24 protein-coding genes are annotated in these 25,880 nt (G+C 54.4%); 10 read left to right on the top strand and 14 right to left on the bottom strand.

Translation table 11 applies throughout. The features are described 5' to 3' along the window. Nucleotides 1-7: 7 nt before the first annotated feature. Nucleotides 8-1,237, bottom strand: coding sequence for a cytochrome c biogenesis protein CcdA (locus SA339_13580; protein ID MDW5564240.1), 1,230 nt, complete (start codon nt 1,235-1,237; stop codon nt 8-10). 230 nt (nt 1,238-1,467) lie between these two features. Continuing rightward, nucleotides 1,468-1,752: a GYD domain-containing protein gene (locus tag SA339_13575; protein ID MDW5564239.1), complete on the bottom strand. Its 285-nt coding sequence runs from the start codon at nt 1,750-1,752 to the stop codon at nt 1,468-1,470. A 149-nt stretch (nt 1,753-1,901) separates the two neighbouring features. Between SA339_13575 and SA339_13570 the strand changes: the two genes are divergently transcribed. Next, entirely contained in the window at nt 1,902-2,294 is a 393-nt protein-coding gene (locus SA339_13570) for a CBS domain-containing protein (protein ID MDW5564238.1), read from the top strand. 310 nt (nt 2,295-2,604) lie between these two features. Here SA339_13570 and SA339_13565 read toward each other — a convergent pair whose 3' ends face one another. The 9 genes from SA339_13565 to SA339_13525 form a co-directional block, all read right to left on the bottom strand. Further along, nucleotides 2,605-2,880: a hypothetical protein gene (locus SA339_13565; GenBank protein ID MDW5564237.1), complete on the bottom strand. Its 276-nt coding sequence runs from the start codon at nt 2,878-2,880 to the stop codon at nt 2,605-2,607. 412 nt (nt 2,881-3,292) lie between these two features. Beyond that, nucleotides 3,293-4,057: an FkbM family methyltransferase gene (locus tag SA339_13560; GenBank protein ID MDW5564236.1), complete on the bottom strand. Its 765-nt coding sequence runs from the start codon at nt 4,055-4,057 to the stop codon at nt 3,293-3,295. Nucleotides 4,058-5,137: 1,080 nt separating this feature from the next. Next, nucleotides 5,138-5,404 carry a hypothetical protein gene (locus SA339_13555; GenBank protein MDW5564235.1) on the bottom strand — a complete coding sequence of 89 codons (267 nt, stop codon included), beginning with the start codon at nt 5,402-5,404 and terminating at the stop codon, nt 5,138-5,140. Nucleotides 5,405-5,534: 130 nt separating this feature from the next. After that, nucleotides 5,535-6,137, bottom strand: coding sequence for an N-acetyltransferase (locus SA339_13550; protein ID MDW5564234.1), 603 nt, complete (start codon nt 6,135-6,137; stop codon nt 5,535-5,537). A 179-nt stretch (nt 6,138-6,316) separates the two neighbouring features. Next, nucleotides 6,317-8,578, bottom strand: coding sequence for an arylsulfatase (locus SA339_13545; protein ID MDW5564233.1), 2,262 nt, complete (start codon nt 8,576-8,578; stop codon nt 6,317-6,319). 292 nt (nt 8,579-8,870) lie between these two features. After that, nucleotides 8,871-10,280 (bottom strand): ATP-binding protein, encoded by a 1,410-nt coding sequence (locus SA339_13540; GenBank protein ID MDW5564232.1) that lies wholly within the window; start codon nt 10,278-10,280, stop codon nt 8,871-8,873. A gap of 642 nt (nt 10,281-10,922) precedes the next feature. Then, the gene (locus SA339_13535) at nt 10,923-11,156 is read right to left on the bottom strand and encodes a hypothetical protein (GenBank protein ID MDW5564231.1); all 234 of its coding nucleotides are present in this window, start codon (nt 11,154-11,156) and stop codon (nt 10,923-10,925) included. Between the two features lie 186 nt (nt 11,157-11,342). Further along, the gene (locus SA339_13530; GenBank protein ID MDW5564230.1) at nt 11,343-11,795 is read right to left on the bottom strand and encodes a hypothetical protein; all 453 of its coding nucleotides are present in this window, start codon (nt 11,793-11,795) and stop codon (nt 11,343-11,345) included. 123 nt (nt 11,796-11,918) lie between these two features. Next, nucleotides 11,919-12,467: a hypothetical protein gene (locus tag SA339_13525; GenBank protein ID MDW5564229.1), complete on the bottom strand. Its 549-nt coding sequence runs from the start codon at nt 12,465-12,467 to the stop codon at nt 11,919-11,921. Nucleotides 12,468-13,104: 637 nt separating this feature from the next. Between SA339_13525 and SA339_13520 the strand changes: the two genes are divergently transcribed. From SA339_13520 to SA339_13505, 4 genes are all read left to right on the top strand, one after another. Continuing rightward, nucleotides 13,105-13,809, top strand: a complete 705-nt coding sequence (locus SA339_13520) for a zinc ribbon domain-containing protein (protein ID MDW5564228.1) — start codon at nt 13,105-13,107, stop codon at nt 13,807-13,809. Between the two features lie 493 nt (nt 13,810-14,302). Continuing rightward, nucleotides 14,303-14,737 carry a hypothetical protein gene (locus SA339_13515; GenBank protein MDW5564227.1) on the top strand — a complete coding sequence of 145 codons (435 nt, stop codon included), beginning with the start codon at nt 14,303-14,305 and terminating at the stop codon, nt 14,735-14,737. A gap of 37 nt (nt 14,738-14,774) precedes the next feature. Then, nucleotides 14,775-15,200, top strand: a complete 426-nt coding sequence (locus SA339_13510; protein MDW5564226.1) for a hypothetical protein — start codon at nt 14,775-14,777, stop codon at nt 15,198-15,200. A 237-nt stretch (nt 15,201-15,437) separates the two neighbouring features. Continuing rightward, nucleotides 15,438-17,360, top strand: a complete 1,923-nt coding sequence (locus SA339_13505; protein ID MDW5564225.1) for a fibronectin type III domain-containing protein — start codon at nt 15,438-15,440, stop codon at nt 17,358-17,360. A gap of 84 nt (nt 17,361-17,444) precedes the next feature. Here SA339_13505 and SA339_13500 read toward each other — a convergent pair whose 3' ends face one another. The 3 genes from SA339_13500 to SA339_13490 all read right to left on the bottom strand — a co-directional run bounded on the left by SA339_13500 (nt 17,445) and on the right by SA339_13490 (nt 20,597). Further along, a complete protein-coding gene (locus SA339_13500) occupies nt 17,445-18,605 on the bottom strand; it encodes a putative sulfate exporter family transporter (protein ID MDW5564224.1) in 1,161 nt (386 codons plus the stop codon). Nucleotides 18,606-18,983: 378 nt separating this feature from the next. Then, the gene (locus SA339_13495; GenBank protein ID MDW5564223.1) at nt 18,984-19,895 is read right to left on the bottom strand and encodes an ion transporter; all 912 of its coding nucleotides are present in this window, start codon (nt 19,893-19,895) and stop codon (nt 18,984-18,986) included. A gap of 144 nt (nt 19,896-20,039) precedes the next feature. Further along, nucleotides 20,040-20,597: a lamin tail domain-containing protein gene (locus SA339_13490; GenBank protein MDW5564222.1), complete on the bottom strand. Its 558-nt coding sequence runs from the start codon at nt 20,595-20,597 to the stop codon at nt 20,040-20,042. Nucleotides 20,598-21,148: 551 nt separating this feature from the next. On the opposite strand from SA339_13490, the gene SA339_13485 reads away from it, so the two are divergent. From SA339_13485 to SA339_13465, 5 genes are all read left to right on the top strand, one after another. After that, nucleotides 21,149-22,093 carry an AsnC family transcriptional regulator gene (locus SA339_13485; GenBank protein MDW5564221.1) on the top strand — a complete coding sequence of 315 codons (945 nt, stop codon included), beginning with the start codon at nt 21,149-21,151 and terminating at the stop codon, nt 22,091-22,093. 282 nt (nt 22,094-22,375) lie between these two features. After that, the gene (locus SA339_13480) at nt 22,376-24,244 is read left to right on the top strand and encodes a proton-conducting transporter membrane subunit (GenBank protein MDW5564220.1); all 1,869 of its coding nucleotides are present in this window, start codon (nt 22,376-22,378) and stop codon (nt 24,242-24,244) included. Then, nucleotides 24,244-25,113: an NADH-quinone oxidoreductase subunit H gene (locus tag SA339_13475; GenBank protein MDW5564219.1), complete on the top strand. Its 870-nt coding sequence runs from the start codon at nt 24,244-24,246 to the stop codon at nt 25,111-25,113. Before SA339_13480 ends, SA339_13475 begins: the two co-directional genes overlap by 1 nt. Beyond that, entirely contained in the window at nt 25,113-25,544 is a 432-nt protein-coding gene (gene nuoB / locus SA339_13470) for an NADH-quinone oxidoreductase subunit NuoB (GenBank protein MDW5564218.1), read from the top strand. Before SA339_13475 ends, nuoB begins: the two co-directional genes overlap by 1 nt. After that, the gene (locus SA339_13465; protein ID MDW5564217.1) at nt 25,541-25,879 is read left to right on the top strand and encodes an NADH-quinone oxidoreductase subunit C; all 339 of its coding nucleotides are present in this window, start codon (nt 25,541-25,543) and stop codon (nt 25,877-25,879) included. The genes nuoB and SA339_13465 overlap by 4 nt, the downstream gene beginning before the upstream one ends. Nucleotide 25,880 lies beyond the last annotated feature (1 nt).

The following is a 25,880-nucleotide window of genomic DNA, read 5'->3' as shown; positions in this document are numbered from 1 at the left end:
ACCTTGCTCAGAACACTCCCAGTAGCATCACCGCTCCAAGGGCCAACATGACCAGCCCCAACACGAGCCGCAGGGTCCTCCTGTTCTCCAGCCGCCAGGAGTTGGCCCTATCCTTGGAGATGCCCATGGTGAAGATCGCCAGTATGACCACCAGGGGAAGCACATAGATCGCGTTGTAGAGCACCAGATAAGGTATGCCCTCTGCTGCGGTCATGCTGTTACCGAGCAGGCTCAGTATCGCGAAGTAGATGCCGCCGGTGCACGGCAATTCGAACAGGCTAACAACGAATCCGAGCCCCACCGCCGCGGGAACGCTCGCCTTCTCGACATACTTCTTTATTGTGGGCTTCCTAGATTCGGGAATGGCCATCGTGGGCTTGGTGTTGAATAAAAGGTAATCTTTGATGTTGATAAGTCCGATCGCTATCGACAGCACGGCAGCCGCATAGTAGATGGCCCGGGTCATTGTCGTCGATTGCAGGAAAGCCACAATGCCGAGGCCAGCGAAGAAATAGACAAGATAGACCGTGCCTATGTAAACAAGGCCGACCGCAAGCATTCGCCTCTTATTACCCAAGCTTGTCAGGAAGATCAGCAGGATGATCATGACACTTATGGCACAGGGATTGATACTATCCGCAGCCGCCGCGATCACCACCATGGCCGTCGTCAGGCCTGTCGAAGATCCACCGCTCTCAGGCTTGGGATTGGTTCCGTTGTCGGCACCGCCTGTGCTCGTTTCGGTGCTATTGCCGTTATGGCTTCCACCTCCTACATCGGTGTCGTTGGTTTCGAGCGCGCGAACGATGGCCGGTTCGAGTCTCTCCTTTATGGCGTCCTCGCCCACCAGAGCCTCGTTCCCTACGCAGACGGAAGGGACCACCGGGTCCTTGATGCCGTAGCGGTCGATGAACGCCTGGTACAACCCCTGGTTCGTGCTGTTGTGGTTGATCTCCAACTTGATAAGAGTGGCCTGGGGATATTTCGCTACCACTCGGTCCACATACGGCTCTGTGGTCGCACAGTGGGGACAACCAGCTGAAAAGAAGTAGCAAATGATAACGCTCTCGTTCGCTTTGTCTTCGAAGGTCATGGTGTAGCGGGAACTCGACGAACCGGTATCCGCCCATTGTCCAGAGCTAAGGCCGTTGAGGACCAAGCTCGAGGCTAGCATCAGCAAGAGGATGAGGAATATTGCGACGATGAATGAAGCTGTCCTCGCTCTCCTGCCGATCACATAATCTATTGTTGAACCGATGCCTTATAAGGCTGTGCTGCTCGGTCAGTCCAGAAATGGTAGCCCGCCATATTCCGCACCGCCTAGGCGTCCTCCCATTCGGACCTGACGTTCTGCTGTGCGGTCGAAGCCGCTCGACGCGATCGCCTCCCCCGCATAGATGGCGGATGATCTAACCTTGCCTCACGATCCCCCTCGTCCGCTCGAGGTGCGGAGACGCAGGCTATGGGCTACTTTAACGATGCGAGAAAATCGTCGATGTTCATGGCGGCGAAGGTCACTGTCTCCAGGCTCCCCCTTGCGCCCAGCTGGACCATTATCTTCGCCATCGTCTCGTTGTCCGGCGCTTCGAGGATGGTCAGGAAATCATACTTGCCCAGGAGAGCGTATTGCCTCATTACCTTCGCTCCCATCTTGCTGATTTCCTCATTCACTTCCAGCAGTCGATCCGGGTTGGTGCTCAAGGTCTTCCTCCCTTCAGCCGTGAGCCGCGACAGTACGACGTACTCGGGCATTTTCATCACCGATCAGATACGGTCACCGACGGATGATAATGATTGCTAATCGTCCGATCATGTTCGCCTGGAGTTATGAAAATGATAGTTCAGACCAATTTATTTATCAATCGTTATTGCATAATGATTGTTCGGGAAGGTAATAGAAGATGGCCGCTCTGGTAAAAGACTACATGAGGCAAAAGAAGGAGATAGTATCTCTGGAAGACTCCGTTCAAAGCGCTATTGAGCTGATGGTGGAAAGCGACCAGGGAAGCGTGGTCGTACTAGATGACAAGGACAAGGTCGTCGGCATATTCACCGAGAGGGATGTGCTTCGTCACACCATGACCAACCAGCCCACTTTCCTGCACCTCAAGGTCTCCGAGGTCATGAGCTCTCCCGTTCTTACCGTCCCCGAGGACATGAAGGTCTCCGAGGCTCTCAGCATCATGAACGATAAGAACGTCCGCCGTCTTCCGGTGGTCGACAAGAGCGGCAAGATGATCGGTTTTATCTCATGGAGGGAGCTCTTCGCCAAGATCCCACGGAGCATCCTCTGAGATCCCACATCATATGTCGCCTTCAAGAACTGGCCATGTCGAGGATCCTAGCACCGGGGAGAAATTGATCTCAAGGTAAGAGTGACGCCGCACAATCGGGCGCAGGTCGGAATGCTGGATTTCTCGGTTCAACGGCTTGCCCGTAGGGCCGAAAGCGGGAAACCATCCCCTTGGAATTATTAAAAGGTCAGAGTCGATCCTCAACGCCATACGGGTTGGCCAGTCATAACGAGCGGACGCTGTTCATTCAAAGCTGGCATTCAACACGAAGGATTTGTATTCAGGTCAGATCACGAACGGTAAAGTTCGCTCACCTTATCATGCACACGAGCTCCTTTAAGCTATATGCCAGCAGATTCCCCTTGCGCTCGGCGACGATATTGGGGCGTTGCTTGATCAGCTTGCTCACCTGATTGGCGTCTACCCGGGGCTTCATCGTGCCGAACGGCCACTTCTCATCAATGTACTGAGTGACGAGCTGACGTGCCGTCATCTTTCCATGCTTGCGCAGCAGCATCTCGATGAACAGTCCGATCCGTTCATGCCTCTGATGCGCCCGTCTGGTCTCGAGGCCACCAATGTTCATACCTTCGCCCTGTGACAATCACACCACTCCCAGACCACTCTCGAAGCTAAATGAGGTATGTATATAGCGTTTACTAAAAATAATGAGTAGTTTCCAGTCCATACCTTGTCGTTCGATATTCTGACGGATAAGAGGCATCACCACTCGATAGCCGCATGGTCGTGATGTTCGAACAAGCGGCTGGTAGGCCGACGAGGTCACCCGGAGAAGACGATGCCATCAGTCCCCTTCGAACCTGAACCCAATCATTCCCGAAATTAGGCAAAGCGTCGCTTTGCTAACTGCCAAGGCAGCTAAGAGGCGGCAATACTCGAGCATCGTGAGTGAGGGTATTCCGCCCTGGGTCTCGATCACCACTGCGTTCTCGAAGGAGGCCCATGGCGCCTAAGGGACAGTATCTCCGAGAGATCGTTCAGGGGTGGGCAAGGAAGTAATAGTTGGTGACCTGCTCGAACTGGTCCACGAAGTCCGCCTTGCTCAGGGAGGGCTTACCATCCAGCCAGTCCTTCATCACCGAGACCTGAAGACCTATCTCATCGACCAGCAGGTCATAGACCTGCTCGGGACGGACGTCGTAGAATTCGGCTGCTCCGCGCCCATGCTCGAAAACGATGTATGGCTGGTTGCGTTTCAGGGTTTCCTTGCCACCTTCGAGCACCAGGTACTCCGCCCCCTCGACATCGATCTTGACGAAATCCAACGAGCGCCCCTCAGGATAGACTTCATCCATGGTCTTCGTCCGCACGGTGATCTCCTTGATCTCCGGCTTTCCAAAGTCATAGTGCCGCCGGCGGAGCCCGGAGTACCCGGGGTTGTTGGTGACCAGTTGGAAGGAGGAGGTCCCGCAAGCATTGGAAAGCGCGCACTTGTGCACCTCCACTTGTGGATACCTTTGTGTCAGGCGGTCTGCAAGGTCGGGAATGGGCTCGATGGCCATGTGCTCCCCCCGGGGGGCGAACTTCAGCATATCCTTGAGGATCATACCTTCGTTGGCGCCGATGTCTATGCAGTTGGAGTTCTTGCCCAGCACCCGGGACATGATCTTGTGCGCCTGTCGATCATAGTAAAAGTTGGGATTGTGAGTGTAGTAGCTGTAGACCAGGCTGTAAAAGTTCCTCACCGACCTTTCGAAAGGCATCCCCGTGATCATCTTGTTCAAGCGTTTTCGTAGCGTCATCTCTATCGAGCTACCCCTTGCGCGGCAGCATGTAAATAATTTTCTCTAGTATAATAAATGATAAGAATAGAATCGTAGAACCATTGAAATCGAGATATTGCCCCTGACTATGCGGCATGTTCCTGTTCCGCGCGGTGAGGCGCTGTATTACGATGGATGCAGGGGCAACATCATGCTCATGCCTCGATGCCTTACTAGGTAGACCCATGCACTGGCAGGACTTACGATCTCTCAAGTGGCCAAACTTCAAACATACGTCGAAACTTCAGGTCACCAAGGCCAAGATCATTGGTACGTTCGATCCGGAGGTCCTTTAAATGCTTGCAATACGCACCTCTGGAGCCTCCTGGATGATCGGATCGGGAGCGCATCATGCGGGTAAGGAAGAATGGATAAGGGGTGATAGAGGCCCAGTTTAGAACTAATGGTGGGGAAGTTGGAGACTGAGCCTCTACCAATTGCGTGATATTACAACATTATTTGAAGCTTATCATGACAGTATAAGAATTATACGCTACGATGCAGAAATGAGGCATGTTTTCTACATTTGTGTACAAAAATGGACCATGCTACAATAAATGCCGAGGCCTCACGAGCGGGAGGCAGTTACCGGCCCCATCGCGTCCCTCGTCATCAGATCGCTTTCCATCGCCGGTCCGGCAATGGTATAGCTCGCTATCTCATTCACCAGCCTCCACCATCGGAGAACATGCCCTCATATCGCGAAGTCATCAATCAAGATGCACTGGTAAAACGCGCAAGATTGCCCTTTGACCAGCGCTTCCCCTGCCCAGTCGACGGTCCTGGGTACATAGGCGATGCACCAAGCCCAGGATCTTGCCGTCACGTTCTTCCCGCAACGCACCGGGTTCGATCGATGAGCGGCCGATCAAAACAACGTTAACACCTCGAAAGCAACTCGCTTGCCGTTCAGGCAGCCCCCCAGCGGGGACACGATGCTTTCGGATGTAATTAATGCATACCCATCCTAAGCCAAATATTCATCGTCTATTTTGTAAGGTGAAGTATGTAGAATATGTACTGATCGGCCCCGCTCCATCACATGAGGTGGCGCGCTTCTCAGAACGTCCTCTGGCGGCGGATCTCGGCGGGAAAGGCGGAGTTGATGCCGTCCCACTCGCCCCGGTGATACCAAAGTTCACGTTCGCCATCTCTCTGGGCAGCTCTGGCGACATCCCCGAGCTCGACGTCCATGCGCTTTTCTGTCTTCTCCCCCATGAACATCCTGTGGGCGCCCTGCTCGTATCCATAGATATAGCTCGCTCGGTTGGCTTCTGTCGGGAACTCTTTCATCTCGCACTCATAGTTGATCTTCATCGTCTTCATTGGTCTCAGCCTCTGATGCCTATTTACGCATTGCGTCAAGGGACATCGCCAGCCAAACAGGGGGATGGTCGAGATTCTCCCAAGGGACGCATTAATGAAATAGATAGTAGAAATGTTGATCTGGCCTCGCTTATCGCATCTCATTCGGCCTGCTCTTTACCAGATTGCAGAGATTGAGTCTCAGATAAAGTCGATCGCGGCCCTCTCCGTACTCGTTCCTTCGATACTCGACAAATTTAAAGCCACACTTATCGCGATAGAGGTGCAGGGCCCTGACATTGTTGGGATCGACGGTCAATGAGACTGAGGATATGCCGATCATCTTGAGGTACGACAACGCATTGGTGAGGAGATGACTACCATAACCTCTTCCCTGGCTGTCCTTGTCTATCGCCATCTCCGCGATATGCGCATGGGATGGCTCATCCCAATCCTTGATCAGGATGACGAATCCCTTCATGGATTCATTTAAAAAAAGGCCGAGAACGTGACCATGCCTGAGAAAAGGCGTCAAGGACCAAATGTTCAGCAGATCGTCCCCGAACGCCGAGCGATCGATCCTTTGCATCGCCTCCTTGTTCAGATCATTAGCCTCCACATGACGAACGGTGAGTTCCTGAATGCTGATATCGCCGAGCATGCCCTGCACCCTAAGCGCGTAATCGATATTATCCGTTTCCAACAGAGAGCAGACGAGGATAGCGTATCTTGTGGCGCCCCTCCTCGTTGACATAGGTTGGTAGATGGACCATTGCGCTCCGAAATCGCGTACGGGATCTGGGAGCCCCCTCGACGCCTAATCGATATTCAAGGCCGATCATCTGGTACTCAATGGGCATCGATGGGCCTGAAGCGTTCGACCCCCGTCAGGAGGTCGGACCGATGCGGCGGACCGCTTTCCCGAACCGCTTTCTACTGCCGTGCCATCGCGATTCTCAAGCGCTCCTCCGGGCTGATGAGGTGATCGTGATCGTCCTTGCCGATATCCAATTGAACCCACCTGATGATGCCTGTGAATCTGCAGTCCTTTGTGCTATACTCGGTAGTGACTGTCGTGCCGGTCTCGCTCCCGATGTCGGTGGTCTCATCCGCCGAAAAGATGACCAGTTGGGTGGCACCGACCCGACCCCTGCCGGCCTCTTGGCCATCATAGTACAGCGTGACCTCACCGCCCTTGGCCACACCCCCTCCATCGTATGCGAACTCCATCCGCACCTGATGCTTTCCCTGCGAAATCGGCTCCTTCGCTTCGGTCGAGAACTCCTGGATGCCCAGCAGATTGTATGTGAACCTCAGTTTGCCACGCTTGACATACAGGCTCCAACCACCGAACCTTCCGCCCTGAGCGATGATGACGCCGTTCGCTTTCTCATCTGTGACTTCGATCTCGGCGGTGACGGCAAAGGACTTATTTTTGATATTGATCACCGAATTTTCAGACAGTCGCCCCATGCTGGGGAAAAACAGCTGGGAGTTACCACGGATCAGCGTGGGCCGCCCAGCGAGCTCAGGGACCATGCGCTCTGTCCCCCGATCATCAAGGGGAATGACGTTGTACTTGGTGGCCTCGATCAAGAACTGACGCTGCAGCTTGTGCAGGATCTCCGGCCTCTCCTTGGACAGATCATGGGCCTGCGTCCAATCATTGGGACCATCGTACAGCTCCCAGACATCGTCATCAAATGCTACAGCCTTCTGGCCAAAAAGGATCCAAGGCGTGCGGTGCTTGGTGCAGGCGCTCCATCCCTTGTAATATATTCCGCGGTTCCCGCCCATCTCGAAGTACTGCACGTCGTGGCGTTCCGGCTCCTCCGGCGAGTTGAACGAGTACATCATGCTGGTACCCTCCATCGGCGATTGCTGGACCCCGTTAACGAAAATGGGTTCCGGTATCCCCGCCGCCTCCAGGATCGTAGGCGCGACATCGATGATGTGGCAGAACTGCGTACGATGGCCTCCTTGATCTTTGATGCCCTTAGGCCAGTGGACGATCGTTCCGTTCCTCGTGCCTCCCCAGTGTGAGGCCACCTGCTTCGTCCACTGGTACGGCGAGTCCATGGCCCAGGCCCAACCAACAGCGTAGTGGTTAAACGATGATGGTGAGCCGAACTCCTCCATCTTGGAGAGCATGAACTCGGGTGTCTCCAGGGACGCCATCCCGTTGAAGTTCGACATCTCGTTGAACGATCCCTGCAACGTCCCTTCAGCCGACGCGCCGTTGTCACCGATGATGACGAAGATCAGGGTGTCGTCAAGAATGCCCAGTTGCTCGATCGCATCGATCAATCTGCCGACATGATGGTCGGTATGGGACAGGAAGGCGGCGTAGGTCTCCATCTGTCGCTCCAGCACCGGCCTCAGCTCGGCCGGCATCTCGTCCCAGGCGGGGATCTCCGGCGGCCTCTTGGTCAGCTCGGCCTCCGGCGGAATGACTCCCAGCCGCTTCTGTTCCTCGAAAGTCAGTTCGCGCTGCCGGTCCCAGCCGTGAGCGAACTTGCCCTTGTACCGTTCGATCCACTCCTTCGGCACGTGGTGAGGAGCGTGGGTCGCGCCAGGAGCGAAGTACACGAAGAAGGGCTTGTCGGGCATCAGGGCTTTCTGCTGGCGAACCCATGCGATCGCATGGTCGGTCAGGTCCTCCGTCAGGTGATAGCCTTCCTCTGGAGTCCTCGGAGGTTCTACCGGAGTAAGTCCCTGATACAATGAGGGGTTCCATTGATTGGTCTCCCCGCCGATGAATCCGTAGAAGTGCTCGAAGCCTCCTCCACCAGCTGGCCAGGCGTCGAACGGGCCCATGGGCGATGTCTGCCAAGGGGGCACCTCGTGACACTTTCCGAACTGGGCAGTCGAGTACCCGTTCAACCTGAGTGTCAACGGGACCGGCGCCTTTGTGTTCGGTCTGATCGCATTATAGCCCGGGGCTGCGGTCGCCGCCTCTGTAATCATTCCCATCCCCACCGAGTGATGGTTGCGACCAGTCAACAAAGCCTGACGGGTGGGGGCGCAGAGGGCAGTGGTGTGGAAACGGTCGTAAAGCAGGCCCCCCTGGGCCAACTTCTCGAAGTTCGGCGTTTCGCACGGCCCTCCGAACGCGCTAGAGGCCCCAAACCCCACGTCATCGAGCATGATCACAAGAACATTGGGCGCCCCCGCGGGGGGTCTGATCTGTGTCACAGGCGGGAACCCAGTATCCGGGTCTTTCGCGTCGTAGGTCACCAGATGATGGTCGGTCCGATCTGGAATTGGCAAAATAGCTCGGGCAGGTACATCGGCTCGATCAGACATGTCTCTCCCTTCATTCTCTCATTCTGGAATCAAGCATCCAAGCTCGATTTAAGACTTTCTTGTCAACAAATTATGGTATCGAGGGCTGAGCGACATCTTGAGGATCGGACTAACATATAACGGATGTGTACCGGTCGCATGCCTGGTGCTCTCCCCCAAGTTATGGACCAAGTCCGGTACATTATCCCTCGTGCGGGATTGTGAAAAAGAACGTCGTCCCGTGGCCCAGTTCGGACTCGAACCAGACCCTACCTCCGCGGCAATCGATAACCTTCTTAACGACGGCCAAGCCTATCCCGGACCCGTTGTATTCCTCACGCCCGTGCAAGCGATTGAATATCTTGAACAGATGATCGGCGTACCTGGGATCGATCCCGATGCCGTTGTCCTTGACCGTAAATATCCATTCACCGTCGCCCCGTTCAGAAGAGATGTGGATCGTCGGTACTTCCTCACTGCAGAATTTTATGGAGTTGCTGATGAGGTTCTCCAGAACCTGGGTCATTTGCCCCCTATCAGCCATAATGCGGGGCAGGGGATCGTAGGTCACGGAAGCCCCACTGGCCTCCATGATGTTCTTCAACCCCCGGAGAGAGTCGAACAAAACATAGTCCATCTCCACGGGCTCCAATGCCATATTCTGGGGATCAATGCTCGCATAGGTGAGCAGATCATCGATCATCTGTCGCATGCGCTCTGCACCTTCGATGGCGAAGTGCATGTATTCCTTCGCTGCTTCATCGAGGACCTTGCCGTCATACCTTCTCTCGATAAGATCAAGGTAAGTTATGATCATCCGAAGCGGCTCCTTCAGATCGTGGGAGGATATGAAGGCGTAATGCTGCAGCTCAGCATTGGAGCGTTTCAGAGCTTCTTCGGCCTTCTTGTACTCAGTGATATCTCTCATCGCCGATACGGTGCCCACGAACTCTCCGAGCGGACCTATCAAAGCGGTCGTCCGGGAATGACAGAAAACGGTCCGGCCATCCTTATGGGTGAGGGTTAGCTCCCTATCGTACTCCCTGCCCTCGCTTAGCAATTTCAGTGCATTCATCAACACTTGCTCAGAGGATACCATTTTCTGAATGCATCGAGAATGACAGTCCAGCGCCTCGGCCTCTGTCCAGCCGAACATGGCCTCAGCCGCTTTGTTCCAATAGGTGACGTTTAGGCCATCATCAGTGGCCACGATCGCATCATGCACGTTCAATAGAAGCTTGGCCTGGAACAACAGTTCATCGTTCTTACGCTTCCGTTCGGTAATGTCGTTGTAAATGCATGCGAAATGGTCCACTCCCACATGATAGATCTTGATGCAAAGCCATCGACCAGAGTTTTCATTGTGCTGTTCCAGACGCACAGGCTCGCCGCTCTCGACCACTCGGGTGCACGCCTCCAGCATGCGTCCATCGTGAACTGGACCGGCCTCGGTCATGACTCCGGTCGAAAGAAAATCCACGACCTTGCCCTGCTCGTCCCGGACCAGCTCGCAGACCGCGAAACACTCCCCTAACGCATTAAACATCTTGCGATGCTGGGCTTCAGTCAACACCCCCACATCGGATGGCTGCGGAGATCCATCCTCGATCATGCTCATGCCCCATGTTCCCCTGGATCGATTCTATGCGCCAATATTGTCTAGGGGGATAATGACATTCGTAACTTCAATGTGTTCATAAGACGCGGGGTTGATCGCATGATGTGCCACTGATCGAAGCACATCATAGCTGTCAAGTCCGGTCTTCCAGGAAGCACGAAGTTAAGTGACCAGACCAGGTATTGGTAAGAGCATCGGCTGAACCATGTTTGATGATAATGCCTTCTTGCCCCTAGATCGGCTCGACTCTCTCCCTGCCGACTATTTTCCATCCAAGCCAGTGGTCATGACTGCCTAAGGGGTCTGGACACCTCGGTCAGGCCCATGTTCTTCAGCATCAAGCTCGCGACTTCGACCCCCTGCATGGAATGAATATAATGTTTGAGTAATAAGTAAAATATTTACATTCATTCTTCAATTACCATCTAGCAGAGGGTAGGGAGGGGTATGAAACGGGATGTCCAGGAGGCTAGCAGAGACTCCGATCCATTCCGCCAGGCTGATTCCCTCGCCCCTTATCCTCTGACCGATGAATGAGGATGTAGCCCCCTCGCTCATCTATGCGGCAGAGGGGACCATGGGAAAAGGGAGCGCCCAATGATGCGTCATAGCGTTCCTCCTCCCCTTTTTATTGGCTCATTTCCTCTTATAGGTACTGATCAAACCGACGATAGCTACTGCTACAAGGGCGATTCCCATTACAAACATGCCGAGGAAGAGGGTGCTAAAATCTCTCGAGGGATCGGAAAAGAACGCCAGTAGGCTGAGGAATAGTGCCATGAGGCCAAGCATGATGATGAGCTGCATGGATTGAATGTGTGCCAATGCACGTCCTTTCCTCTTCTGAGGAGCTTTGATATCGCCTGCCAATGTCTGCCCTCACTGGCATCTTAACAATCAATAAGCCATATTATCTTTCATCAGCCATTACATCTATTGAGAATATCTGGAATACCGGCATGAGAGCAATCACAAAAAATGCTGCATCCGTCAGCGCTCAGTGCATCTGATCGAGACGTGGATAGAAAGGTGAACTGGCCATGCTGGCGGCTTCCATCAGATCACGAAAGGGACTATGGCCGCCAGTAGGATGGCGAAGGCCACCATGCCCGCTTCGTAAGGAATGGTAATGACTCTGGCCAAGGTCAGGGTCCGAGCACCGAAAAAAATGATTGCGATGGCCAAGCCGGCCGCGGCCTCGTACCATATCGAACTCAATAATTCCCCCTCGACATACACCACTCCGGCCAGGACCAGGAAAGTGTACCAAATTATCACGTATCCGATGCATTTAGCATAGTACTCCCAACGCCGGCCGAGGGAATGAGAGATGCCCCATATGATTATGGAGGTCATCAGGGCCGGGTAACCGAAAGTATAGACGAACCTCTCCAGGGTGTTCGAGGAAGCGTAGTTGCTGAATGCAAAGGATAGCACTGGACCGATGACCATGAGGGCCCTATAGACGTCATCAAATCGTTTCTTGGCATCCGAATCCTGATCAACCATAACACTGGACAATGAATTACTGGGAACGTGGATTACTTAACCATGGCTCCCTCGGACAAGCCGCCTACAAAATCCCCATGATCTGTTATCCTGGCAGGGTTTCACCTCGCGGCCGCATATATCCTATTCTGTTAGCTCGTAGAGCCTATCATCATCGAAGTCATCAGTGCTGACGCAACCAGCTCTCATGAACAACATCTGAAGAAGACCGCCTTGCAGGGTAGCTAAGTTCTCCAGAAGCTCTTCGTTGGCCATTTCAGGGTTCTCTTCTATTATGGTCGCGATGCCATAACAACAGCTCTTAACGTACTGCTTTAGATTATAAGCAAGGTCGGCGGGACCCTCAACCCCAGGAAGCTCTTTCTCTATCAACGAATCAATGATACCGATATGGTCCCGAGTCTCTTCTTCGATGAAGGCCTTGTACTCCTCGATATCGGCGGGAATGGGGAACAATGGCTCATTGCCCTCGATGCTGTTGTCAAGAAATATCCTAACTAGCTCGTAGAACTGGTAAGGGCCGGCCTTAGTGCCATCGGGCTTATCGCCCATTTTAATCATGCCAACCAGGCCTTGTGAAACCTTCCTGATATTGCTCTCCAGCTCCTCGATGATTTTTGCATTTCGAGAATAGGCCGCATCCATTTCTTCATAAGTAAGCTTCTTCACCATGATCGCCCCCAATTGCACATGAGCGGAAAACTGTAACTACTTGCCCGGATCGTTTACTCCCTGTCATTCTCGCTTGCCCAGTAGCGTATGAATGATGCGATGGCGACTAGCACAACAGCCACTATGGAGATTGACAGTAGAAGTGAGAGAATATCGACGCCGGTCGTTACTGTAATGTGAGAGATCATCGCCAACAGCTAGAGCCACAATGGTCTTCGAAAGGAAATACCTTTAGTGGGAGCGATCCAGGCCATGCTCCCCCTCGCCTCACAGGTACATATTGCACGCCCGGTCCTGAAAAAGGCCATATCTCAAAATTTGAACACTGTTTGGTAGCTGGTGGATGGAGGCGGAATTGATGAATCGGGACTAAAAGGCCGGCGACGCATCATGCTGCGGACGGCTCTCCTCGTCGATGTCACGGATATGGAAGCGAAAGACGCCGCCCTTTGGCTGGAAGCATGCATAGTGAAGAAGAGTCGATCCATAGGGTCATCATCGACGGCGAACACCTCGACCATGATGTCGCCGGGGAACAATGTGACGACCGACAACTCGGACATGTTTTATGAACACTTTGATCATTTCTTTTAACTCCGTAATATAATTATATTGGTTTAGAACCATTCGGGGTTTGATGGCGTTCTGTTCGAACTGCGGTCAACAGATGCTTGATGACGCAAATTTCTGTCCTAACTGCGGTAAGAGCAGACAAGCACGAGGATTTCAATATCCTACCTATGCTTCCAGTCCCCCGAGAAGAGATAGCAATCTCCCGCTCGTGCTGATAGCTATCGTAGCCGTCGTGGTCGTCATCATTCCAATTATTCTAATGATTTTCATGATTCCAGTCATTACTGAAAATGCATCCTCACACGCGATCAAGTACACATCGGATGACTTCTACAACAGCTCGTCAGGCACGCTGATCCTTAACGAATCAGATATGGGTTCGGAGTGGACGAACACATCCGATCCGTCGGATGTGCGTTCCCCAGGCGGTTACATTCTGGATTATTATCGAGCATCATTCAACAAATCCAGCAACGGCGGTTGGATCAACGTCACCATCTATGTTTACAGATATGACGCGATCTATGATGCCAGAGATGACCACTGGCACAACAAGATAGTGGCGTCTAGCGTCGCTGACCTAAAGGATGAGGACATCGGTGACGTCAGCTACTTCTGGACCAATAATAATCTCACCTATTCGCTTGCATTCGTCAAGGGTAACGTAATCGTCGGCGTCAAGCTAGTTGACGGCTCGTCGCATTCCATCGACGGTGAGGAGATGATCAAGGAGATCGCCAACAAACAGGCGGACAAGATAACTTCCTGATCGACCTTTGTCTACAATAATGGTGTTGGGCCCTTCAAGAATGGCCAGCAATTATGGTGATGGGCTGCCAGGTCTCATGTGACCTCAGCTTTGCTACGTAATAAGAGGAAAGGGGCCAGTGAAAGAGAACTATCGTCCATAATCCATTTGTATATCACATTTTTATCCTGGGTCGAGCATGGCATCATTTCGAAGCCTAGAAAGCTCGGATCCAATGCTATGGTCTCCAGCCCACCATTGATGAAGTGGGGAAGATCAAGGTGGGCTGGAAGTAATAATATCCTTCGCATGATCCACGTAGGTTCTTGAAAGCCAAGTATCTGAAAGTAACTATTTTTTACTCACCATTTATGATCCATCTGGGGAAGTCATGGAACGAAGAATGTCACTTTTTCCGAGTGCTAGCCTTGTCAGGAAGACGAGTATCGTCGCCATTTGCATTCTGCTCCTGTCGTTGGTAATAATTCCGCCTGGATGCTCCGCATCTCAAACCATGACCATCACGATCGCCCCGGGCGGCCATTACGACATCTATTTCAAATTTGAGGCCAAGCAACACACAACGATAATGGATGTTCAAAAAACTAACGAATCGGATTTCATCATGTATGATATGGATGAAGCGAACTACTTCCACTACATCAATAAGGAACCGTTCAATTACACGGGCTTTGTGAACTTCAGCCAGGGTAACACTGGCAATTATCATTCGGAGGAGACTGGAAATGATGTTCGATCAAATTACCTTGTCTTCCAGAATCAGGACCAGAGCGATGAAGCAACGCTTACTATCGTGATCGATTCTTATTACTTTGACTATGTAAATCAAAATCCCATCTCGCTACAAGCCATGGTCGCATTGTTTGTGGCGGTCGGGATCACCGCGGGTTTACTCGCAGGAGTATATTTCCTACAGAAAAGAATGTGATGAGGCTGAAGTGACGATTTTGGAGGGAGGAATAATCATGGATGGGGAAGACGGCCGTGTCATTCTGAAGTACAACCTATGGGTCAGGCTATTTCTGATCCTTGGCGTTTTCTTTTGGGTAGCGATCATTGTCATCGCCTACGTAGGTTCCGATTCCAACATGGGCCCGGCATGGCTGATCTTGTTATTTTTCATTTCAATCACTCTAGGTCCGGCCATAAACGCCAACCTGACCTGGTTCGCCTACGATGGCCAGGGCATAGAGTGGCACAATCCATTGCGCAAGCCCGTTTTCATACTGTGGGATGAGATTAGCGCAATAAGGCCTATCTCCAATGGATGGAGCATCGAGGGGCCCGGCCGAAAGATCAAGCTGTCAGGTGACCTCAAGGGAGTGAAAGAGCTTGGTCAGGAGATTGAAAGGAGAGTACCTGACGAAAAATTCTTGAGATATCACCAATAACTCGTGAGGGCCTGACGACACCAACGCCCGGCCCAGTATCCTGTATTTTTAGGTCCAGGCGGATAAATAGGCGGTCGACCGCTTAAAGTATAAACGCCTGTTAATGATATTCTTTTCTAATAATCTACAAATATTCTTTGTTGTCTTATAACATCAATTCTGATCACGAGGCGGGGAAAAATGACGGGGGTAGGGGACTTTAGGTTAAGGCGTGGATATTGTATATTGTTGACATTCGTGTTGCTGTCGACAATGTCCTTCTCGGCGGTATTGGAGCAGGCCGGAGCGGAGACATTCGGTGATTATTACTACGAACTCATTAACAGCGATACGGAGGTCGAGATCACCGGATATCTCGGCCCTGGTGGTAATATTGCCATACCCAACGAGATCGATGGTAAACCGGTCACCTCGATAGGCACCTATGCGTTCCAGTCCACCCCATTCATTACTTCCGTCACCATCGGCGGCGGCATCACGAACATCGGGGGGAACGCCTTCTCCGGATGTACCGATCTGACCGAGATTAACGTGGATGCCGCCAATGCCATTTACGCCAGTGCCGATGGCGTGTTGTATGATAAAGCAATGATAGTTCTGATCCAATGCCCCGGCGGCAAGGCGGGGTCTGTCACCATCCCAGGAAGCGTAGTCTCCGTCGGCAACAGCTCGTTCGAGGGCTGCACCAGCCTGATCTCCGTCATTATACTCGACAGCGTCACTTCTCTCGGGAGATCGGCGTTCTCCGGTTGTACTGCTCTGACCTCGGTGAAGATTGGAGAGAGGGTACGATCGATCGAGAGCAATACTTTCGCCGGTTGTACCGCCCTGAGCTCTGTGACCATTCCTCGCAGTGTAACATCCATCGGGCAGACAGCGTTCGCCAGCTGTTCTTCTTTGAGCTCTGTGACTATCCCCAATGGAGTCCAGTACATCTACGACCTGGCGTTCGTGCACTGTTCTTCTTTGGCCTCCGTGACTATCCCCGGGAGCGTCAAATCCATTTGGAACGATGCCTTTGCCTACTGCAGTTCGCTGAGATCCGTTACCATCTCCAACGGCCTTGAGACTCTGGGAGAATACGCGTTCGCCTACTGTCCTTCGCTTACATCGGTGACCATCCCCGGCACCGTGACGTCGGTGGGCCCCAGCGTGTTCAGAGAATGTACCTCCCTGACCTCTGTGACCATGTCCGAGGGCACCACCGTCATCGGAAAATCGGAGTTCTACCAATGCACCGCTCTTACCTCGGTAACGATTCCTGGCAGCGTGACAACGCTCTCGGACAGTGCGTTCTACAATTGCTCCGGTCTGACCAGCATTACATTCGAGGGCAATGCTCCAATGGGCTTTACCAGTTGTTTCACGAACCACAACCCCTCGCTGGTCATCTACTACCATGCCGGGGCTACCGGTTTCACCAACCCGTGGTACGGCATACCGACCGCAGCTTTGACCTCCAACGCTAACCTGCCAGGGGCTCCGAGAGAGCTAACCGCGACGCCGGGCATTGGTCAGGTGCAGCTATCATGGGCCGCGCCAAGCACCGATAGCCAACAGAGCATCGTAGGATATCACATATATTGGAGCGAGGAGCAGAACAACGGTTACTCGCCCATATCAGTCAACACCACGAGCTACCTGCACTCGGGGCTGGAAGATGGGCGGACATACTACTACAGGGTGACTGCGATCAGTCAGGCAGGCGAGGGGGCAACAAGTGCCATCGTGTCCGTCACAACGGCCAATGCGTCGTCCCTGCCATCCGTCCCCGGCGATCTGGAGGTGGTGGTGAACGGCGAGACAGTAAGGCTCACTTGGAAGGAGCCATCGAGCGACGGAGGCTCAGCCATCACCGGATACATGATCTACCGCGGGACCAGCGCCAGCGATATGGAGTACGTTGCTACGGTGACCGGGACATCGTATGAGGTCGAGGGATTGGGGGACGGGGACCATTACTACTATGAGGTCCATGCCATCAACGGCAATGGCATAGGCTTGCCGACCAGCCCCGTAGACATTAAGAATGCGGCATCGAAGGATGGATCGACCGATAATCTACCTATTGAATATCTCGCCCTGGGAGGGGTGGGAGCGGTGGTGGCGTGTATGGCGGGCGTACTTTTACTGAGGAGGAGACCGGCGCTCAAGCGATAGGGTCTCTGACTCAGCATACCCCAATGCGCGGCGCCGGAGTGATCGTGCCCGATCTGCCGTCCCTCCATGAGGATCAGCAATGTCCTAAACAAAGGCCATCGTTAAAACCAGCAGAAGCGCGATTTCTATCGCCCAGATCAGGGTGGCAAACGGGAGCAACAATCTTCCTACCTTTACCGTTTCCCTGAGGTCCATGGATAAACCGACTCCGGCCATGGCGATGGTGAGGGTTGAGGCCGACACATTGACAAGGGCTGCCTTCACATCATTGCCGAACGACGGATCCACATACAGCAGAACGGAGGCCAGGATGGCCACGAACACGAAGGCGATCAGGAACCCTTGAAATTTGACCGGTTCCTCCTCCTCATCATGGCTCGATTCGGTTCGGCTGAACCATCTGGCCAGGAAATACGAAACGGCCACCAACATGGCCACCCGGGTCATCTTGTACGCAAGCACGAGGCCAGCAATGTCCTGGCCTCCGAACGCGTTGTGATAAAGGTCGGCCGCAGGTATGACATTGCCTATCTCGTGTAGAGATCCTCCGACGAACACCGCAGCCTGGGCCGATGTAAGTCCGCACGCTATCGCAACATATGGGATTATGAAAACGCCAACAAGGCCCAGAAGACTGATAACGCCGATCACTGCGTAGAGGTTGTGAGGTTTAGCCCTTATGGCCGGAGCCACGCTGAGGCAGGCGGACACTCCGCAAACAGCGTTCCCGGTGCCGACCAGGGCAGACGCATCTTTCTCGACCAGCCATCTCTTACCCAGATAGATAGAAAGCCATATGGTGAAGGCCATAACGGCCACAATAATGACGATGCCGGCGATAGATGCCGTGGACAATACGTCCGCTGTGACTCTTGCTCCCATCAATACGATGGCCAATCTAAGAAGATATTTTCCAGCGTAGGAAGAACCCAGGGCCAACAGCTTCCAGGTGATGAAGATGCCGATCATCAATGCCAATACTATCGGTCCGATCTTGAATAGAAGAGAAAAGACAGGATTGTCGATGAAGACGGAAGATGGCAAAATCCTAGGTCCATTTTCAAAGACCGTCCCTCTGGTAAAAACATACGAAAATAGTGCGATCGCCGCACATACTGCCAATCCAGGTAGATGTCCCAGGCGGAGAGTGTAGTAGCCCTTCAGTTCCTCACGATATGCCGAGATGCCATCACCTAGATTGTCATCCAGGCGATATCCCGGATGGCATTTTGGGAGGCAGAGCATCAAAGTATCTAAATTTTTAGCCTATGTGCGACATTGATCCTAACAACCAACTCTGCAGAAGTGAAAGCAATTCAGCATCGCCCTGGTCGAAGTCGATGGAAAAGAGTATCGGCTTTCTCATCAGCTTGGCCAAGGTTTTTCTTCATTAGTGGCTCGGAGCTCTTATCGGCAGATATCACGCGAGGCTTCAACAGGGGCTATATGGCTCGATCGCCATTGCGGCTTCACAGTCCAGGCATGATGTAGCTTCCAACTCAACGGGCGCACCACATTTCGGGCACGTCATATATGCCCCACACGATCTTGGAATTGACCTGGACGGCATTCAACATTCTTGCGCTCAGCTTAAGGTCATCGAGGCAAATGCGAGGGGCATCCTTATTCGCCCGCCTTCTTAGGAAGCTCTGGGATCTTGGATGCCGGATGATAAGTTAGCGGCAGAGCGTCCTGGTCACCCGTAGCATCTTTTTTCGAAATGGACTCGAGCAGTTCTGCTTTTTGCAGGATAAATTCGTCGTTGGTGAGAACACCATTCTCTTTCAATCTGGCGAGCCTTTCCAGGAGTTCGATCCTCTTCTCGGAGCTGAACATCGTGCTCTCTTCCTTCTCCTCATCTTCGGCCTTCATTTCTTCAATATATCCCGATACGATGATGCCAGCGGGCATGGCTACCATTCCAACCCCCAGGATGGCTATGAACGCTCCCAGGACTTTTCCGATAGGCGTTATCGGGACCACATCGCCATACCCGACCGTGGTTATGGTAGCGATGGCCCACCACATGGTGTCCGGGATACTGCCGAACTTTTCTGGCTGAACCTCATTCTCCGCCTGAAACATAAGGCAGGAGGCGAAGACCATGAGCACAATGATGAGGAAGAAGGTGAAGAGGAGGCTCTCCTTCTCCCTGCGGATGACCCTGGTCATCAACCCTGCCGACTCCGAGTACCTCGCCAGTTTGGCCACTCGAATGAATCTTATCAGCCTCAGGACACGGAGGAAGCGGGCATCGAAGGCGACAAAGAATGGGAGGTAGAATGGCAGGATGGCTGCCAGATCTATTATGGCGAAGATCGTTGAAGCGTATCTCAACCGCCCCACGATCGGTCGCTGATATCTACCGTCTTCAGTACAGGACCACAATCTCAACGCATACTCGATGGTGAAGATGATCACGATGATGATCTCGCTGGCAACGAAATATTCCCGATACTGGCTGTATATGGACTGGACTGATTCGAGGACAACGCTGAGGATGCTGATGACGATCAAGGCTGTGATCAATGCCATGATCCATCGAGCTGTCTTGTCCTCCGGGTCGGTTGCCTCAAGTATTTGATGAATTCGTGCCTTGATCCTCATCTTACACCTTGGTTCACTTCTTCAAAGACTGTACCATATTCTCTGGCCGGTAGGCTCTGGGATATCCTCGACCTAGGCTCCTGGCCTCACCCATGTCCAAGAGTCGTTGCTCATGTCATCTATTGCGGGCGTCGCATCGATCACGGTTCCATCAGGATCGATGAGCTTGGCCACCTCGTCCCCATTGTTAAGGAACTGCTTTGTGAAGACGATCTTGAGCGATTGGTCTGGTTCTATTGTTCCGCTTAGCACGTAGATGTTCGTCTCACCGCTCGACGATCTGATTGTCCACCGTGTGAGATCTACTGAATCGTTACCTTCGTTCTTTATGACGACCCATTCATTGCCGGCGTCAGTGCCTGCAGGGTTGCTCTCGACCTCGATGATGCGAACGACCACTTCGCTGACGGTCTGGTCATGTAAGTTTTTGATGCCAGTGCCATCATTTTTGGGCCGAGCATCAGATGTGCCAGCGGCATTGGTCGTGGTGGTAGTATTGACGACATTGGTGTTGCCACCATCATTGCCTGAGGCCTTATCGCCGCTTCCGTTTACTGTCGATTTTATGTGTCCATTTCCGGCAAGGGCTGCCCCGATCAACAAGATTGCAATAGGAGCGATCGCCGCCACAACGGGCAAAGCACCCCGCCTCCTCTTAGCTCCAGCCATTGGTGCTGCAGTTCGTTGGGATGCAGTTGCAGCCGACGCTCCGCAATTGGGACAGAATCTGGCATCAGGGTTTGTCGGTGAGCCACACCACGGACACATCAAATTGTTTACCCCTCTATATTTTTGGAAAATATCGAAATCTCAATCATAATACTATCATGAGCTCTCGCTCCGGAGATAATTATCAGAAACGGAACACCGCCTTAAAAGCAAAGTATGCACCGATCACGAAATTACAGGCCGCCCATGTTGTGCAACAGAACGATTGGGACCGAGGCCGACCAATCGAAATGAGCTACCAGATCAAGAATGACGGAAGATTTTCAGGCGCTGTAGACAAAACATAATCATTATTGCAGATAGATGTCTGGAGCCCATCGGTTCGGGCTCGTTACTAACCGTTGTCCTCGACCTCAGCTATGATGATCATGTCGCCATCAACCGGCCTCAGCCCGGTTGGCATTCATAGAAGGAATATTTTTTATTATGCCGTATCATTGTTCCGGGCACAAATGGACGAGCTGGACCTCCGAGCCTACCAGATGCTGACCGTCAATGCACGCATCACCTATAGGGAGATGAGCGAAACGCTCGGGGTCAACGTTCCCACGGCCCATGGAAGGATCAAAGGCCTCATCGATAACGGCATCTTCACCAGGTTCTACGCGACCATCTCCCCCAGCTACCTGAATGCAGTCACCGCCCAGATCTCAGGAGTCAGTCGGTTCAAGCCCCTGGGGCCGCATTTGCAAGACCTAGTAAAGAAAGACTTCGTCGAGAAGGCCTTCATCTTCGGTTCGAACCTCATCATCGTGAAGGTCATCGTTCCTCGCTATGAGTTCCTCGGGAATGCGGTGGAGCACGTCCATGACGCTTTGGACCTTCAGGACTTCCAGGTGATGCTTCCGGCCTCGGTCAGCGTGGGGGGCGTGCCCATTCACAACAAGTTCGTGGGGAGCAAAGAACTAGCGCCCATGGACTACCGGATCATCAATGCCCTGCACGACGACTCGAGGCGGCCGCTGGTTGACGTAGCCGAGGAGCTCGACGTCTCGGTGAAGACGGTGAAGGGCCGCCTGGACCGTCTGATCGAATCGAGGGCGATAGACTTCGGAATCCACTGGTCGCCGGAAAAGTCGTCGGGCATAGCCTTCGTTGTGATGATCGACCTCAAACCGGAAACGAACAAGGAGGCGTTCGCCCGAGTACTGAACGAGCGGTTCGGACCTCACATAATCCTTACGATGCAATACCACAACAAGCCGAACTTCATGACCGCCAAGTGCTGGTTTCCAACAATGGATCGGCACTCCGAGTTCGTGAGCGAGGTCGAGGGGATGGGGGTCGTGAAATCGGTCAACTCCCGGGTGATCCAGAGCACACACCTATACGAGACCTGGCGGGACAGGGTTCTCAGAGAGCGGGCGGATGCCAAGAAGGCACCCACATCTCCCTAGGCATCTTCCGATTTATTATCTCGTAGCCAAAAAGAAAGGAAGGAAAAAGGCCTCTTTTTTTCCAAAAATCATCCGGTCCACGAACATGGACTCTTATGCCCGGACATCGTCCTAATTCTAGCTCAAGGATGGCAATATGATGGTTCCTGATACGAAAAGCGTATCGAGCTGGGAGGGAGTCAAGGCCCTCGGTCCGTTCGATCAAGCGAGCCGGTTTAAAGTGACTGATGTCATGACAACAAGTTGCAACCGGTCGGCTCCCTTCTTCGGGAGGTGCGACCTATGAGTGCGGCCATCTCGGACATGGCCATCCTCCTGCTCATAGCCGCCCCAGCCCTCAGTGGTCTGGCCTGCCTGCTCCTCGGGAGGTTAGCTTGGATCGGAAAGGTGGTCATCCTCACCGCTGCCGTCCTAATCAGCTCGATTTCATACCTGATGTATGAGGTGGTGACCGGCGGCGCCATCGCCGTCGACCACGAGAGCTTGCCCTCGGTGAGCACGCTCATGACGTTCCTCGACCTGGCGCTCCTCGTCTCGTTCGCCTACATCGCATGGAGGGGGCGCAGCCTTCTGGCTGGCATGTTCGTAGCCGTCCAGGCTATCGTGCTATTCGTGGTGGAGATGGGGCTCGAGCACCAGGGCGGAGCGGCCCTCGTGGTCGACCAGCTCAGTGTGCTGATAGCCTTCATCACCTCGGTGATCGGTTCGATCATCTGCCTGTACGCAGTGAGGTACATGGAGCACTACCAGGAACACGGCCGGTTCTTTGCCGTGATGCTGCTGTTCCTCGGCGCCATGAACGGTGCGGTCTTCGCCAACGACCTGCTGTGGCTGTTCCTGTTCTGGGAAGCGACCACGCTGTGCTCGTTCCTGCTCATCGGCCACACCGGGACGAAGGAGGCGAAGGCTTCCGCGCTGACCGCGGCGGTGTATACTCTCGGAGGCGGGTCCGCTCTCATCCTAGGCATCGCTCTCTGCTGGCACTACTACGGCACCACGCTCCTCGACCGGATCCCCGAGGGAGGGGCGATCGGCGGTCTAGCCCTCCTGCCCCTCGCCCTCCTGGCCGTGGCGGCATTCACCAAGTCCGCCCAGTTGCCGTTCCAGAAGTGGCTTCTAGGCGCCATGGTCGCGCCGACCCCGGTGTCCGCGCTGCTGCACTCTGCCACCATGGTCAACCTGGGCGTCTATCTCCTCCTGCGGCTGGCTCCCAATCTGAGCGGCACCGGTTATCTGATAGGCCTTGTCGGCCTCGCCGGGGCCACCACGTTCCTCGTCACCGCGGTCCTGGCCATCACACAGAGCAATGCCAAGCGGGTGCTGGCCTATTCCACCATAGGTAATCTCGGACTCATCGTGGCCTGCGTTGGCCTCGATACCTCGATGGCCCTGGTGGCCGGCCTGCTGCTGGTGCTCTTCCACGCCACATCCAAGGCCTTGCTGTTCATGTCCGTGGGCGTCGTCAAAGAGGAGGTGGGCTCGGAGAACATCGACGCCATGGAGGGATTGAGGGACTCGATGCCCGGTGTGGCGGTCAGCATCTTCCTCGGGATCTTCATGATGATCCTCCCGCCCTTCGGCATGTTTGCCTCGAAGTGGATGCTGGGCGAGGCGGTGGCCTCCTCGCCGCTGGTTGCCGTCCTGCTCGTGGCGGGGTTCGGGGCCACGGTGGTCTACTACGCCAAGTGGCTCGGGCACCTGTTCACCGGCGGTCCTGGGCGGAAGGCAGTGGAAAGGGGTCCGACGGACCTATGGTACCTTGGGGCACTAGGATCGACCGCCGTCATCGGAGCGGTGGCCACCGCGCTCATTGGACCGATACTCGATGCTCTGGTGAACCCCTATGTCTCTACCGTCTTTGACGCCCAGGTGAGCGCGGGAACGCTGGGTCTTGAGAGCCCGGTGGGCCTCCTGCCCCTTTCCCTACTCCTGCTGTTGGCCATCGGTGCCGCGCTCCTCATGCTCCTGCCTCGCAAGGCCGGGAAGGGCGCCGAGGTCTACACCTGCGGCGAGGGCAGCGAGGTCCGCACCGGCACCTACTACTTCTGGCCTGAGAGCAGGGTCGTCGCGCTGACCCATAGGGCAAACCTCGCAGCCGTGGTGCTGCTCCTTGCCCTGATCATGATGCCCGTCCTCGGGGAGGTGATCTGATGCTAGATATCTTGGCAGCGATCATAATCTTCGCCCTGTGGGCTCTTGTGCCCATCCTCATCGGCCTGCTCCTCGGAGCGGACCGCATCCTCACCGCCCGGCTCCAAGGCCGAAGGGGGCCGACGGTCCTGCAGCCACTGAAAGATATGGCCAAACTGCTGGGGAAGAGGGCAAAGCAGGTCAACCTCTCCCAGGTGGCGTTCGCCTACCTAGCCCTTGCTCTTCAGGCTGTCGCGGTGCTGCTCCTCATCGCCGGCGGGGACGTGCTAGCTTCGCTACTGATCTCCGGGGCCGGGGCCTTCGTGATGGTCCTGGGAGCGTTCTCCGTCCGCTCCCCCTACTCGAGCTTGGGAGCGCAGCGGGAGCTGGTGCAGATCCTTGCTACCGAGCCAGTGCTCTTGCTGGTGGTCCTCTCGCTGGGGTACGCCAACGGCACCTTCCTGGCCTCGGGCAACGGAACGCTGCTCATCGCCTCCCTGCCCCTGGCCCCGGTGGCCATGATCCCGGCGTTCCTCATGCGGCTCGAGAAGTCTCCCTACGACACGGCCACGGCCCACTCTGAGCTGGTGGCGGGGCCGTACACCGAATACTCCGGGCGGGCTCTGGGGATAATCAAGATGGCTCACTGGTTCGAGCTGGCGGTGCTGTTCGGCATACTGCTGCTGTTCTTCGACCTGCCCGACCCGGTGATGGGGGTGATCCTCAAGGCCGCAGCGGTCGCCACGGTCGTGGTCTTGACGGCACTCATCGACAACTGCACGGCAAGGACCACGCGGTGGACCCTTCTGAGGTCCGCACTGCCTCTGGGGTTAGTGCTGGTCGGAGCGAACCTGACGACCCTTTATCTGATCAACAACGGGGTGATATGATGGCTGCAAGGAGAGAAGCAACCTCGCCGTGGTTGCTGCACTTCGATACGGGCTCGTGCAACGGTTGCGATATAGAGGTGTGGGCGCTGCTGACGCCCAGGTACGACATCGAGAGGTTCGGCATGCTCAACAAGGGCAACCCCAAGCACGCCGACGTGCTGCTGGTGACCGGTGCTGTCACCAGGAAGAGCGCCGAGCGCCTGAAGCGGCTGTACGACCAGATGCCCGAGCCCAAGCTGGTCATAGCCTGCGGGGACTGCGCCTCCACCGGGGCGCCGTACGTGGGCTGCTACAATGTGCTGGGAGGGGTGGACCAGGTCATCCCCGTGGATGTGTACATACCCGGATGCGCGGCGAGGCCGGAGGTCCTTATCGACGGAGTGATGGTCGCGCTGGAGAAGTGGAAGGTCAAGAAGGAGGTGAAAGCATGAGCGAGCGGTCTAACTCGGGAGCGGTGTCGAAGATAAGGGAATTGAGCCAGGAAGGCGCAGTGAGGCTGGTGACCATCATCGCCAGCGAGGACGGGGCGGGAGGGCTGGAGCTCATCTACGTGCTCGACCGTAGCGGGGAGCTTCTATCGATACGCTCCCGTTGTCCCCTGGATGAGGAACTGGAGACGCTCTCTTCCGTCTTCGCCGGTGCCGAGAACCTGGAGCGGGAGATAATCGATCTATATGGTGCCCGCTTCGAGGGCCTGAAGGGTGGCCTGCTGCTCAGGCCGGGAGACCTGGTGGCTCCAATGCGGCGGACCCCCGCGGAGGGATGAC

Origin of the sequence: Methanomassiliicoccus sp. (assembly GCA_033485155.1) — an archaeon.
Classification (GTDB): domain Archaea; phylum Thermoplasmatota; class Thermoplasmata; order Methanomassiliicoccales; family Methanomassiliicoccaceae; genus UBA6.
The sequence above is the reverse complement of the archived record's forward strand: the minus strand, read 5'-3'. Positions and strand labels throughout refer to the sequence as shown.